At 54.9% G+C, this 13,181-nt stretch carries 12 protein-coding genes; 5 read left to right on the forward strand and 7 right to left on the reverse strand.

Annotation, left to right across the window (positions count from 1 at the left end; genetic code table 11):
• Positions 1–44: 44 nt before the first annotated feature.
• From FCN45_RS10295 to pdeR, 4 genes are all read left to right on the forward strand, one after another.
• Positions 45–1,979, forward strand: a complete 1,935-nt coding sequence (locus FCN45_RS10295; RefSeq protein ID WP_137385871.1) for an exoribonuclease II — start codon at positions 45–47, stop codon at positions 1,977–1,979.
• Between the two features lie 184 nt (positions 1,980–2,163).
• On the forward strand, positions 2,164–4,230 hold the full coding sequence (locus tag FCN45_RS10300) for a carbon starvation CstA family protein (protein ID WP_137385872.1): 2,067 nt from the start codon (positions 2,164–2,166) through the stop codon (positions 4,228–4,230).
• The gene (locus FCN45_RS10305) at positions 4,223–4,519 is read left to right on the forward strand and encodes a YbdD/YjiX family protein (protein ID WP_110866241.1); all 297 of its coding nucleotides are present in this window, start codon (positions 4,223–4,225) and stop codon (positions 4,517–4,519) included. The genes FCN45_RS10300 and FCN45_RS10305 overlap by 8 nt, the downstream gene beginning before the upstream one ends.
• 156 nt (positions 4,520–4,675) lie before the next feature.
• Entirely contained in the window at positions 4,676–6,661 is a 1,986-nt protein-coding gene (gene pdeR / locus FCN45_RS10310) for a cyclic di-GMP phosphodiesterase (protein ID WP_137385873.1), read from the forward strand.
• Between the two features lie 15 nt (positions 6,662–6,676).
• On the opposite strand, the gene FCN45_RS10315 is transcribed toward pdeR, so the two are convergent.
• The 3 genes from FCN45_RS10315 to araD form a co-directional block, all read right to left on the reverse strand.
• Positions 6,677–7,543, reverse strand: a complete 867-nt coding sequence (locus tag FCN45_RS10315) for a crotonase/enoyl-CoA hydratase family protein (RefSeq protein WP_137385874.1) — start codon at positions 7,541–7,543, stop codon at positions 6,677–6,679.
• 145 nt (positions 7,544–7,688) lie between these two features.
• Positions 7,689–8,672, reverse strand: coding sequence for a 2-keto-3-deoxygluconate transporter (gene kdgT, locus FCN45_RS10320; protein WP_137385875.1), 984 nt, complete (start codon positions 8,670–8,672; stop codon positions 7,689–7,691).
• 553 nt (positions 8,673–9,225) lie between these two features.
• A complete protein-coding gene (gene araD / locus FCN45_RS10330) occupies positions 9,226–9,924 on the reverse strand; it encodes an L-ribulose-5-phosphate 4-epimerase (RefSeq protein ID WP_137385877.1) in 699 nt (232 codons plus the stop codon).
• 246 nt (positions 9,925–10,170) lie between these two features.
• Here araD and osmB point away from each other — a divergent pair, with 246 nt between their 5' ends.
• On the forward strand, positions 10,171–10,389 hold the full coding sequence (osmB, locus tag FCN45_RS10335; protein WP_008106509.1) for an osmotically-inducible lipoprotein OsmB: 219 nt from the start codon (positions 10,171–10,173) through the stop codon (positions 10,387–10,389).
• Between the two features lie 68 nt (positions 10,390–10,457).
• Here the strand turns inward: osmB and yciH are convergent, their stop codons facing one another.
• The 4 genes from yciH to FCN45_RS10355 all read right to left on the reverse strand — a co-directional run bounded on the left by yciH (position 10,458) and on the right by FCN45_RS10355 (position 13,172).
• Positions 10,458–10,781 (reverse strand): stress response translation initiation inhibitor YciH, encoded by a 324-nt coding sequence (gene yciH, locus FCN45_RS10340; RefSeq protein WP_110866244.1) that lies wholly within the window; start codon positions 10,779–10,781, stop codon positions 10,458–10,460.
• Positions 10,781–11,488 (reverse strand): orotidine-5'-phosphate decarboxylase, encoded by a 708-nt coding sequence (gene pyrF, locus FCN45_RS10345; protein ID WP_101764275.1) that lies wholly within the window; start codon positions 11,486–11,488, stop codon positions 10,781–10,783. Before pyrF ends, yciH begins: the two co-directional genes overlap by 1 nt.
• 202 nt (positions 11,489–11,690) lie before the next feature.
• Positions 11,691–12,860: a lipopolysaccharide assembly protein LapB gene (lapB, locus tag FCN45_RS10350; RefSeq protein ID WP_110866246.1), complete on the reverse strand. Its 1,170-nt coding sequence runs from the start codon at positions 12,858–12,860 to the stop codon at positions 11,691–11,693.
• Positions 12,861–12,866: 6 nt separating this feature from the next.
• Positions 12,867–13,172 (reverse strand): LapA family protein, encoded by a 306-nt coding sequence (locus FCN45_RS10355; protein WP_137385878.1) that lies wholly within the window; start codon positions 13,170–13,172, stop codon positions 12,867–12,869.
• Positions 13,173–13,181: the final 9 nt, after the last annotated feature.

The raw sequence follows: 13,181 nt of genomic DNA on the forward strand, positions 1-13,181 counted from the left end.
CGTAAAACTGTCAGCCGCTCTTAGGCCACGAAACTATATAAATTATGTTCCAGGATAATCCGCTGCTCGCGCAGCTTAAAGAGAAGCTTCACGCGCAGACTCCGCGCGTCGAAGGTGTTGTTAAAGGTACGGAAAAAGGCTTTGGCTTCCTCGAAGTTGATGCCCAGAAAAGCTACTTCATTCCGCCACCGCAGATGAAGAAAGTGATGCACGGCGACCGTATTTCGGCCGTGATCCACACCGATAAAGACCGCGAGAGTGCCGAGCCGGAAACCCTGGTTGAGCCGTTCCTGACCCGCTTTGTCGGCCGCGTGCAGAAGAAAGACGATCGCCTGTCAATTGTGCCGGATCATCCGCTGCTGAAAGAGGCGATTCAGTGCCGCGCCGAACGTGGCGTGACTCACGATTTCCAGAACGGCGATTGGGCGGTAGCAGAGATGCGTCGTCACCCGCTGAAAGGCGATCGCGGTTTCTATGCTGAACTGACCGAATTCATTGTCACTGCGGACGATCACCTCGCGCCGTGGTGGGTAACGTTGTCGCGCCATAACCTCGAACGTCAGGCTCCGGACGTCGGTTTTGGTGAGATGCTCGACGAAAATCTGCAGCGTGAAGATTTGACCGCACTGAACTTCGTCACCATCGACAGCGCCAGCACCCAGGATATGGATGATGCGCTGTACGTGGAAGAGGCTGCCGACGGCAATCTGATCCTGACCATCGCTATCGCCGATCCAACCGCTTACGTGGCAGAAGGCAGCGAGCTGGATAAGCTGGCGTCGAAACGCGCGTTCACCAACTATCTGCCGGGCTTCAACATTCCGATGCTGCCGCGCGAACTCTCTGACGACGTCTGTTCCCTGCGTCCGAACGAGCGTCGTCCCGCGCTGGCTTGTCGCGTTACCGTGCTGAAAGATGGCAGCCTGGCTGATGACGTGCATTTCTTTGCTGCGTGGATCGAGTCGAAAGCCAAGCTGGTTTATGACGAAGTTTCTGATTGGCTGGAAAACAGCGGCAGCTGGCAGCCTGAAAACGACGCCATTGCTCAGCAGATTCGCCTGCTGCATCAGGTTTGCCTGGCGCGCAGCGAATGGCGTCAAACCCACGCGCTGGTGTTTAAAGATCGTCCGGACTACCGCTTTGTGTTGGGCGAAAAAGGCGAAGTACTGGATATCATCTCCGAGCCACGTCGCATCGCGAACCGCATCGTTGAAGAGTCAATGATTCTGGCTAACGTCTGTGCCGCGAAAGTGCTACAGGAGAAACTGGGCTTCGGTATCTATAACCTGCACACCGGTTTCGATCTGGCCAATGCTGAGCAAGCCGCTGGCGTGCTGGCGGGTCATGGCATCACCGTGGATCCGCAGGCGATTACCACGCTGGAAGGCTTCCGCCAGCTGCGTCGTCAACTCGATGCGCAGCCAACCCAGTATCTGGATAGCCGCATTCGTCGCTTCCAGTCGTTTGCAGAAGTCGGCACCGAGCCGGGCCCGCACTTTGGTCTTGGCCTCGAAGCCTACGCGACCTGGACTTCGCCGATTCGTAAGTTCGGCGACATGATCAACCATCGCTTGCTGAAGGCGATCGTGCGCGGTGAAAGCACTGGCCGTCCGCAGGATGAGCTGACCACCATCATGAGCGAACGTCGTCGCCTGAACCGCATGGCCGAGCGCGATGTTGGGGACTGGTTGTATGCCCGCTTCCTTGCACCGTTTGCCGCTACCGATCGCAAGTTCAGCGCCGAGATCATCGACGTGTCTCGCGGCGGCATGCGCGTTCGTCTGCTGGAGAATGGCGCGGTAGCCTTCATTCCTGCGCCGTTCATCCACGCGATGCGTGATGAGCTGGTGTGCTCGCAGGAAAGCGGCACCGTGCAGATAAAAGGTGAAGTCGCTTACCGTGTCACTGACATCATCGACGTGACCATCGCCGAAGTGCGTATGGAAACCCGCAGCGTGGTCGCGCGTCCTGCCGCCTGAGCATGAAAACTCGCGGGATAACAGCCGTTATCCCGCATTTCTCTCCGCTCGCTTTAGCAAATGTTAAATTTGCTTTCCGCTTCACATTTCTAATGCCTTTGTCTGTCGTTAACAATTCATTACATTACTTTTAACTTGTTGTATTCGATCGCCTCTTTTCCCGGTCCCTACAAGGAGTTAACTCATGAACAACGTCAAAACCAGTCTCATCTGGTTAGCGGTGGCGTTAATTGGCGCGGGCGCATTTGCCATGCTGGCCCTCAGCCGTGGCGAACACGTCAACGCGGTGTGGCTGGTGGTTGCCTCCGTCGCCTGCTACAGCATTGCCTATCGCTTTTACAGCCTGTTTATCGCCAAGCGTATTTTCGAACTGGACGATCGCCGTCGCACGCCAGCGGAGCGCTTAAGTGACGGCCTCGATTATGTACCGACCAATAAATGGGTGCTGTTCGGCCACCATTTTGCGGCGATTGCCGGTGCGGGCCCGCTGGTCGGTCCGATCCTTGCGGCACAGATGGGCTTCCTGCCCGGCACCATCTGGATTTTGGTTGGCGTGATGTTTGCTGGTGCGGTGCAGGATTTCCTGATCCTGTTTATCTCAACGCGTCGTGATGGCCGCTCATTGGGTGAGATGGCGCGTCAGGAGCTCGGCTCATTCGCTGGCGTGGTCACCATGCTCGGCGCGCTGGGTGTGATGATCATCATCCTTTCCGCGTTGGCGCTGGTGGTGGTGAAGGCGCTGGCCAACAGTCCATGGGGTTTGTTCACCATTGCCGCAACCATTCCGATTGCGCTGTTTATGGGCGTGTATATGCGCTTCCTGCGTCCGGGAAAAATCGCGGAAGTGTCGATCATTGGCTTCGTGCTGATGATGGCGGCGATTATTTACGGCGGCAATGTGGCGGCCGATCCCTATTGGGGCCCGCTGTTCACGCTGAAAGGCACGGAGCTGACGTGGGTGCTGGTGATCTACGGTTTTGTCGCCTCTTCGCTGCCGGTGTGGCTGCTGCTGGCACCACGCGATTATCTCTCAACCTTCCTGAAAATTGGCGTGATCATCGGTTTGGCCATCGGCATCGTGTTTGCCATGCCCGAGATGAAGATGCCCGCAGTGACCAAATTTATTGATGGTACCGGGCCGGTCTTCTCCGGTGCGCTGTTCCCGTTCCTGTTTATCACCATCGCCTGTGGCGCCATTTCAGGTTTCCATGCGCTGGTTTCGAGCGGCACCACGCCGAAATTGGTGGAGCGCGAAAGTCATATCCGCTTTATCGGCTACGGCGCGATGCTGATGGAATCCTTTGTGGCGATCATGGCGCTGATTTGCGCCTCGGTGCTTGATCCGGGCGTCTACTTTGCCATGAACTCCCCTGCCGCGCTGATTGGCACCACGGTGGAAAATGCGTCGCAAGTGATTAACGGCTGGGGCTTCGTGGTGACGCCAGAGATGCTGAGCGGCATTGCGCGCGACGTCGGCGAAAGCACCATTCTTTCGCGTGCCGGTGGTGCACCAACCTTTGCGGTCGGCATGGCGCATATCATTACCGAAGTGTTTAACAGCCGCGCCATGATGGCGTTCTGGTATCACTTCGCCATCTTGTTTGAAGCGCTGTTTATCCTGACCGCTGTGGATGCCGGCACCCGCGCCTGTCGCTTTATGGTGCAGGATCTGGTGGGCACCGTGGTACCGTCAATGGCGAATAACCGTTCATGGTTGGGCAACATGGCGGGTACCACCGTCGCGGTGGCGGGCTGGGGCTTCTTCGTTTACCAGGGCGTGGTCGATCCGCTCGGCGGCATCAATACGCTGTGGCCGCTGTTTGGTATCGGCAACCAGATGCTGGCGTCAATGGCGCTGATTCTCGGCACCGTGGTGCTGTTCAAAATGAAGAAGCAGCGTTATGCGTGGGTGACGATTGTTCCGACAGCCTGGCTGTTCATTACCTCGATGACCGCGGGCTGGCAGAAGATTTTCCACGAAAAACCTTCGATTGGTTTCCTGGCGCAGGCCAACAAGTTCCGCAAAGGTATTGATGACGGCATCGTCATCGCCCCGGCGAAGAGTGTGGCTGACATGCAAACCATCGTCTTCAGCAATCAAATTAACGCGGCCCTATGCGCCTTCTTCATGCTGGTGGCGGTGACTATGCTGGTGGCGGCCTTCTTCGTGATTCGTCGGGCTCTTAACAGCACGGTGCCAACCACCCATGAATCTGAGATCTCACTGCGCAAAGAGGTGCGAAATGTCTGAGTCCATATATCACTGGAGAAAACCCAACGGGCCGTGGCACATTCAGCAGTGCTTACCAATCGCCCCCGCCACTGCTGGGCAAAATCTTACGCGCTGGCAGCGCATCTGGCGGGGATTGCAGCAAAGTTTTCGTTTAATGGTCGGCGTTCATGACTATCAAACTTATCTGAAGCATATGCGCGAACATCATCCAACGATCGCCCCCATGGATGAGCGTGCTTTTCACCGTCACTGCCTCGATGCCCGCTTTCCCAGCCAGGCCGGAAAACTCGGAAAGTGCCCTTGCTAACAGAGATTAGCCCCGCTTGTCGGGGCTTTTTCGTGCCATTCTTTAATAAAAACAAAAATATATTTGGATTGCATCTTGTGCTGACGCAGGAGGTTGAATACTGTTGCTAAAATAATGAGATACCGCCCGCTGAGCATTCCCCCGGAGGAAGTTTCCATGACCGATGAACAAGGGCAAACATTGCTATATACCTTGTTTGGCACCACCAGCCCTCATTGGCGTTTAACTTCAGATAGTGATGCTCTGCATTTTGCCGAAGATGAGAACGCAAACACCAATATGGCGGTGCCGCTGACTCCAGCACAAGCCAGTTTATTACGTGCGATGACGGTCATTACCTCAAGTATTAACCTCACGCTGTCGCTGCATGGCGAACCTGTTCCGATGCATTTTGTCGGCCGTAAAGTCAATCAATCTACCTGGGCAGGCACCTCGTCAGCCTGGGGCGATACGTCGTCTGTCGCGCGTGATTTGACGCTGGGTTTATCCTTCGCCGAGCAAGTGGTTTCTGAGGCGAATTCCGTCATCGTGATCCTCGATCAACGCGGCAATATCCAGCGTTTCAACCGTTTGAGTGAAGAGTACACCGGGCTGAAAGAGCAGGAAGTGATTGGCCGCAACGTATTCCAGCTGTTTATGACCAAGCAGGAAGCGCAGGCATCGCGCCGTAATATCGCCGGTTTCTTTCGTGAAGGCAGTTCTTACGAAGTTGAACGCTGGATAAAAACCCGTAAAGGTCAGCGACTGTTTCTGTTTCGTAATAAGTTCGTTCACAGCGGTAGCGGAAAAAATGAAATTTTCCTCATCTGTTCCGGAACCGACATAACCGAAGAGCGCCGCGCTCAGGAACGTCTGCGCGTGCTGGCCAATACCGATACCGTCACCGGCTTGCCCAATCGCAACGCGATCCATCAGCAGATTAGTCTGGCACTGGAGCTGGCGAATGGCAGTCAAACCGGTGTGGTGTACCTCGATTTAGACAATTTTAAGAAGGTAAACGACGCTTACGGCCATATGTTTGGCGATCAGCTGCTGCAAGCCGTGTCGCTGGCCATCCTCAGCTGTCTTGGCAAAGACCAGACGCTGGCGCGCCTTGGCGGCGATGAGTTCGTGGTGCTGGCGGAACACACCAGCCAGGCAGCGCTGGAAGCGATGGCGTCGCGTATTCTTGAGCGGCTGCGTCAGCCATTCCGCATTGGCCTGATTGAGGTTTACAGCGGCTGCTCGCTGGGTATCGCCCTCGCCCCGCTGCATGGTGAAGATCGTGAAAGCCTGATTCGTAACGCCGATACCGCGATGTATCACGCCAAAGAAAACGGCCGCGGCAAGTTTTGCGTGTTCGCTAATGAGATGAATCAGCGCGTGTTTGAGTATCTGTGGCTCGATACCAACCTGCGCAAAGCGCTCGAGCTGGATCATCTGGTGGTGCATTACCAGCCAAAACTCAATGCCGAAGGCGAAGTGCTGAGCGCCGAGGCGCTGGTGCGCTGGAATTCTCCAGAGCGTGGTCTGGTGCCGCCGGGCGATTTTATCTCCTACGCCGAAGAGTCCGGTTTGATTGTGCCCCTGGGCCGCTGGGTGATGCTCAACGTGCTGCAGCAGATCATTAAGTGGCGCAGCGAAGGCATCTTTCTGCGCGTCGCGGTTAACGTCTCGGCTAAGCAGCTGATCGACCAGAGCATTTACACCGATCTGAAACAGGCATTGAATGAAGCCGGTTTGACCGATTGTCCGATTGATATCGAACTGACGGAAAGCTGTCTGATTGAGAATGAAGCCGGTGCGCTGATGCTGATGAAACAGTTCCAGGAGCTGGGTGCGCAAGTGCATCTCGATGACTTTGGTACCGGTTACTCCTCACTTTCTCAACTGGCGCGCGTCCCGATTGATGCCATTAAGCTGGATCAGAGCTTTGTACGTAATATCAACAGACAACCCGTGGCGCAGTCGCTGGTGCGTGCGATTGTCGCGGTGGCCAAAGCCCTGAAGCTGCAGGTGATTGCCGAGGGCATTGAAACCAAAGCCGAAGAGAAGTTTGTTATGGCCAACGGTGTTGATGGGCGTCAAGGTTATTATTATGCAAAACCAATGCCCGCAGAACAGCTCGGGCATTGGCTGGCTAAGCATCCTGCCCGCGTTTAACGCTGGTCTGCGAGATTAGCCGGCTTTGCGCAAGGATGCGCTATGACGGTTCTGCAGTTGTACCAGTCGTTCCATGTAAGCAATGTCTTTAGGTTCCAGTGTGAAGGCATAATCGACCCAGTCCTCCGTGATATCCATCAGCTCAGCGCGTGATAACTGCAATACGCGTTGACGCGCTTTCAGCATTGCCCGCACGCCGTTCAGTTTTGGACGTAACGTATCGATGAAGGTGCGTGTGGTGCGATAACCATCGCCCGGCTGGAACACCTTGTCGACCAGACCACGCGTTTCATACCATTCCGCGCTGTGTGACTCACCTTCCATAATCAGCTCTTCGGCCAGCTTCATGCCAGACCGACGCGACACTAACGAGTAGCCGCCCATACCGGGGAACAGGTTGAATGCGATCTCCGGGAAACCCATGCGCGCGCTGTTCTGCGCCAGAATGAAGTGATGTGCCAGCGCCGCTTCAAAGCCGCCGCCGAGCGCACTGCCCTCAATCATCGCCAGCGTGACCGCACCGGTATCGAAACCCCGCGCTGCGGAGTGAATGCAGTCGACACAGGCACGCGCATAAGCGCGCAGTGCTTCACGACGGTTGTTGCGAATGCATTCCACAAAGAAACGCAAATCGCCTCCGGCGTTAAACATCTGTGGCACTAACGAACCCGTCACCCAGAAATCAATCGGCAGACCGGAACGTTGAGCGGAATAGCTCAGGTTCATGATCTCCTCAATTAATTCGTGGTTAAAACTCGGACGGGGTTGCGCACGCAGCATCATCCACATGGTGCGGCGACCCTCTTCATAGTAGGCCGCGAGCTGTGTGGTTTGTCCAACTTCGGTGAACAGTCTGCATGTTGGTTGGTTAATTACTGTCATTGTCTCATCCTCTGTTTATGTTTATGTAGTGCGTTAAACGCCACATCAGCGTAATCCAGAGTGAGGCCAGACCAAATGAGAGATTGATTTATAAAGCAAAATCCAGAGATATCCCCGACCAGCGGCCGGGGAAGCATTAGCGGGCTTACTTGATGGCAGCGCGTTGCCCCACAGCAACATGAGAACGCTTAACGCGTCGTGAATAAACCGCGGTGATGATGGGGACAATGACGGAGGTGACAATGACCGACGTGGCGACTAACGCCGTTGCGGCGGGTGCGACCGGTTTAAACTGTGGCAGCATCTCGGCGATCAACACTGGCGTGGCCACCGCAGCCCCGGCGGTACTCGATGCCGCAATTCCCGCCGTACCATCGCCACCGCCAATCAGGCGATCGGCAATAATCAGCGGAATGCCGGTGACAATGATCACTGCGACGCCCAGCATAATGCCCAGCAGACCGGTTTGCGCGATAACGGTTAAATCAATGGTGTTGCCCAACGCGTAGGCAAAGAACGGAATCAGCGTGTGCACCGCTTTGCCAAAGAACTCGCGCAGTTCGGGATCGAGATTACCCAACGTGAACCCGACGATAAACGGCAGTACCGCGCCAACGAAGACATGTGGCTCAAACGACGCAATGCCTGCGGTGCCGAGAATCACCATCGTCATCAGCGGCCCGGACTCCAGCGACATCAGGACAAACGCACCGGCCTCTTCTTTCGAACCGTATTGCTGCATGATGGAAGCGTATAAGCCGCCGTTGGTCATATCCATCGCCGCCACTAACGCCAGCGTCGAGAGACCGGCAAACATGCCCGCTTCCACGCCATTTTCCGGCATCACACGTGAAGCAATCGCCGCGACCACCCACGCCACCGCAATCTTGGTGAGCACGAGCGTGCCCGATTTACGCAGTACTGTGCCGGTGGCGCTGAGTTTGATGGATGCGCCCATGCAGAAGAACCACACCGCAAGAATCGGGACGGTGCCGGTCATCAACCCATTGGTGAACGAACCAAAGTATTTACCTGCGCCCGGAGAGAACGTATGGCACAGCGCGCCCAAAAACAGCGGAATCAGCATCATGCCGCCAGGAATTTTATCGATTGCACGTTTGATATGCATAAAGGTGTCACCTTAACTGAGCCAGAGGGAGGTGTTTTTATGAATTGCCAGATGGCATGGCGAGCAAGATAACGATTGGCAGAAAGGAAAAAAGTGATCGCAAATGCATTTATGAAACGCTGTTTTATTTTTATTGATTGATCATTTTGCATTTATGATACGCATCGCCATACCAGATGATCTGAAGTTAAATGAGAGGCACCCGGAGGCGTTTTTTCTGTAAGGATGGATTATCTGTGCGGGCGCTGACACATCTGCCCTTTTCAGCAACTCGCACTGAAGCTTATGAGCAGGCCGGGGGCGCTTTTGTGCCGGCAATCCGCAGCGCTGAACGAAGCGAGGAGGCCAGAAGAGCCCGCAGGACGCGGGCGAAAGGCGGAGCCGGGACAAGGACGTCCCGTCTCCGCCGGTCCGTCAGGCAGACGAACGAAGTGAAGGTACCGCGTAAGCGGCGCGAGGACCGCCGGACCAAAAGTGCCCCCGGCCTGCGCGCTCACCACTAGCTTAATTAACTGGCATTACGCCAGCAGGCGTATATGTTTCAGAATTGACTTTAATTCTGCCCATACCACGCATTTTTACCGTGCTTACGCAGATAGTGCAGATCAAGCAGTGTTTGCGATATCGGCGGTAACTCAGTGCGCAGCTGCTCGGTGTGCAATGCCATATAGGCCACCTCTTCTAATACCACCGCACTGTGTACTGCAGCATGCGCATCTTTACCCCAGGCAAACGGGCCGTGGGAGTTCACCAGCACGGCGGGGATTGCCGTTGGTTCAATTCCGCGCTGCGCAAAAGTTTCAATGATCACCTGGCCGGTATTCCACTCGTATTCCTGCTCAATCTCTTCGCGGTTCATCTGCCGCGTGCAGGGAATGGTGCCGTAAAAATCATCGGCGTGCGTGGTGCCTAACGCGATGATTTCACGTCCAGCCTGAGCCCAAATGGTGGCATGGCGCGAGTGCGTATGCACGATGCCGCCGATCTCTGGCCAAGCGAGATAGAGCGCGCGGTGGGTGGCGGTATCCGAAGATGGGCGCATTATCCCTTCTATCACCTCGCCGCTGGCGAGATCGACGACCACCATATCGTCGCGCTGCATCTGCTCGTACTTCACACCCGACGGCTTGATCACCACTAAACCCCGATCGCGGTCCACCGCACTGACGTTGCCCCAGGTAAAGGTGACCAGGTTGTAACGGGGTAAATCGAGATTGGCTTCCAGCACCTGTTGCTTTAACGCTTCCAGCATCTTTTTTCTCCTGCGAACTGTGATAGCTGAATTGTGCGGAGCAGGGAGAAAAAGCGTTATGGATGGAACGGCTGTAAAAGCTGCGGAAAGTGGCTAATGGGTTAAATGTGTGGCGCGGGTTGGTTTTGATGATTAAACAAGAAGTGGCTTGCAAACTCGCATTTTAGGACCGTTTTACCCTGCCGAGTGCGGTGTAACATCTATACTTATATGGTTACCACGGTGTTAACAATCAAGGAGAAGTTAATGACTACAACAATGAAACGTCTTACTGCTGCCGTATTGGCAACAACACTAGTTGTCGCGCTGAGCGGCTGCTCTAACTGGTCTAAACGCGACCGTAATACCGCAATCGGTGCGGGTGCGGGTGCCATTGGTGGTTCAGTGCTGACCAACGGTAGCGGACTTGGTACCGTTGGTGGCGCAGCTGTCGGCGGCATCATCGGCCACCAGATCAGCAAATAAATTATAATTATCAGGCTACGCAGCGCATCTACTTAACAACGGGCCACCTAAAAAGTGGCCCGAACTGCTTAACCACCCGCCAGCTTGACTTTCATGCCTTTGGCTTCCAGCAGCGTTTTTATCAAATCGCGTTTATCGCCCTGAATCTCAATCACGCCCTCTTTCACTGCTCCACCGCAACCACACTTTTTCTTCAGTTCAGCAGCCAGTTTTTCGAGAGCGCTATCATCCAGATCGACACCGGTAATCAGACACACGCCCTTACCTTTTCGTCCACTGGTTTGACGCTGAATACGCACGATGCCATCGCCTTTAGGTCGTGGCGCTTTCTCTTCTTCATGGGTGATACGACCGCTATCGGTCGAATACACCAATCGATTGTCCTGAGCCATTAAGCCTCCTGTAAACTTTGCAGGATTTGCTGCAGCGTGGCGGCCGGATCGGCGGATTGGGTGATCGGACGCCCGATGACCATATAATCCACGCCCGCGAGTTTTGCCTGCTGCGGCGTCATGATACGGCGCTGATCGCCCGCATCGCTGCCAGCCGGACGAATGCCTGGCGTAACCAGCGCGAAATCCTGACCAATCACCTGCTTAAAATGCGCGGCTTCCTGCGCCGAACAAACCACGCCGTGCAGGCCGCAATCGCGGGTCAAACGTGCCAGCCGCTCAGCCTGCGCGGCTGGAGATAAGGTAATGCCCAAACCTTTGAGGTCGTCTTCATCCATGCTGGTCAATACGGTGACGGCAATCAGCAGCGGCGCATCGTTGCCGAATGGCACCAGCGCTTCACGAGCCGCGTTCATCATGCGAGCGCCTCCGCTGGCATGCACGTTCACCATCCACACGCCAAGATCCGCCGCTGCCGCGACTGCATGTGCGGTGGTGTTTGGGATGTCATGAAACTTGAGATCGAGGAACACTTCAAAACCCCGTTCCTGCAGCGTTTTCACCAGCGATGGACCAAACAGTGTGAACATCTCTTTGCCCACTTTCAGGCGACACTGGCCTGGATCGATGCGGTCTACAAACTGCAGCGCGCTATTGAGATCATGATAGTCGAGTGCCACCAGAATAGGTGAAGTGGTTACAGGCATAACGTTTCCTCAGTAACTGGCACCCGCAGGCGCGATGGACAAACGGCAAGCATTCTACCTGCGCAGGCCGGTGCCGACAATCACGCTACCGCCAGAACTTGCCTGTTTGACTGCTAGCTGCACGATGCCAGGGCAGTTTCTTAATTAAACTCACAAGTATGTTGTAACTAAATAGATGTACCCAGGCGCGTGATGCGGCCATTTATTGGCCGTCGAGTCCACGGATGGGTTTAACTGAAGACCAGGCGCGACAAGATGGGCAATGCCAGTACAGAGCATGGGCAGTGAAGCCACATTTCTGGCAGCGATATCGCGGCTTAGTACGGATCTGCTCGCCGACCATATCGCGCAGCACCATCAAGCTCTCTTTCGCACGTCCGTCTTCCGCTTCGTGTAAGTGGAAATCCATCAAACGATGAAACACACGCATCGTCGGATGACGCTGAAGCTGACGATTGATATACAGCTGTGCCGCTTCCGGTCCCTGCTGTTGCTCAAGAATATCAGAGAGATAAAGCTCTGCTGCGGCGCCGGTATTCTCGTCGACACAACGCTGTAAAAATTGCGCCCAGTTTTCGGGTTGGTTCAGGCGCTGGTAGCAGGTTTCCAGCATGGGTAACGTTTCACTCACCAGCTCTTTGTCCTGCTCCAGCACGCGCTGCAGTCGGCTGGCGGCTTTAGCGTACTCGCCCTGCTCCATCAAAATGCGGCCCATCATGATTGAGACGCGCGCACTTTGATGATCGGCTGACTCGCCCTTCTTCAGCAAGCTCATCGCCCGATCAAGGTCGTCACTGCTTAATGCCTGCAACGCCAGCTCACAGTAGAAATGGGCAATTTCGCCTTTTTGCTTGTCTTTGCCGAGCTTAACCAGCTTTTCCGCCACGTCGATGGCTTTTTGCCAGTCGCTGGTTGCCTGATGAATCAACAACAATTGCTGCAACGCGCCAATACGGAAATCGGTCTCTTCCACCAGTTGCCCAAACATATCTTCGGCACGATCGTACAAACCGGCTGCCATGTAATCGCGGCCGAGTTGCTGAATCGCCAGCAAGCGCTGCTCATAGCTGAGCGACGCACTTTCCATTAGGGATTGGTGAATGCGAATGGCGCGATCAACTTCACCACGCGAACGGAACAGATTGCCAAGCGTCAGATGCGCCTCAACCGTGCCGCTGTCCTCTTTCAACATGTCGAGAAAGAGATCAACCGCTTTGTCCTGTTGATTGGAGAGCAGGAAGTTTACGCCGGTCACATAATCGCGCGATAGGCGGTTCGCTTCCTGTTGCTTATCCTGATGAGCACTGCGGCGGCCCATATACCAGCCATACGCCGCAGCAACAGGAAGAAGCAGAAACAGCAATTCAAGCATCGAAAATTAATCCCGACGACTGGCAGTTGGTGATGGGGTCACTGCAGTAGATTGTTCATTCTGTGCCTGCATACGTTTAAGCTTACGCTGTGCATTTGCCAGAGAAACACGTAAGCGTAACCAGAACAGGCCGCAAATCGCCCATCCCAGCAGGAATCCAGCGCCAAACAAGCTGGCGAGCAGTGTTGAAATGCGGAATTCGCCCTGCGCTAGCAGATAGTTAAAGGTGATGATTTGGTCGTTATGCGCTCCGAGCGTGACGGAGATGATGAAAATGACCAATACCACGAGAAAAATAAGCAAATATTTCACAATGCGTCC

This window comes from Pantoea sp. SO10 (genome assembly GCF_005281435.1).
Taxonomy (GTDB): domain Bacteria; phylum Pseudomonadota; class Gammaproteobacteria; order Enterobacterales; family Enterobacteriaceae; genus Pantoea; species Pantoea leporis.

Coding starts and splice junctions, on each gene's coding strand:
- osmB (WP_008106509.1), top strand. CDS start 10,171: ATGACTACAACAATGAAACGTCTTACTGCTGCCGTATTGGCAACAACA.
- yciH (WP_110866244.1), bottom strand. CDS start 10,781: ATGGCTCAGGACAATCGATTGGTGTATTCGACCGATAGCGGTCGTATC.
- pdeR (WP_137385873.1), top strand. CDS start 4,676: ATGACCGATGAACAAGGGCAAACATTGCTATATACCTTGTTTGGCACC.
- FCN45_RS10300 (WP_137385872.1), top strand. CDS start 2,164: ATGAACAACGTCAAAACCAGTCTCATCTGGTTAGCGGTGGCGTTAATT.
- FCN45_RS10305 (WP_110866241.1), top strand. CDS start 4,223: ATGTCTGAGTCCATATATCACTGGAGAAAACCCAACGGGCCGTGGCAC.
- lapB (WP_110866246.1), bottom strand. CDS start 12,860: ATGCTTGAATTGCTGTTTCTGCTTCTTCCTGTTGCTGCGGCGTATGGC.
- FCN45_RS10295 (WP_137385871.1), top strand. CDS start 45: ATGTTCCAGGATAATCCGCTGCTCGCGCAGCTTAAAGAGAAGCTTCAC.
- araD (WP_137385877.1), bottom strand. CDS start 9,924: ATGCTGGAAGCGTTAAAGCAACAGGTGCTGGAAGCCAATCTCGATTTA.
- pyrF (WP_101764275.1), bottom strand. CDS start 11,488: ATGCCTGTAACCACTTCACCTATTCTGGTGGCACTCGACTATCATGAT.
- kdgT (WP_137385875.1), bottom strand. CDS start 8,672: ATGCATATCAAACGTGCAATCGATAAAATTCCTGGCGGCATGATGCTG.
- FCN45_RS10315 (WP_137385874.1), bottom strand. CDS start 7,543: ATGACAGTAATTAACCAACCAACATGCAGACTGTTCACCGAAGTTGGA.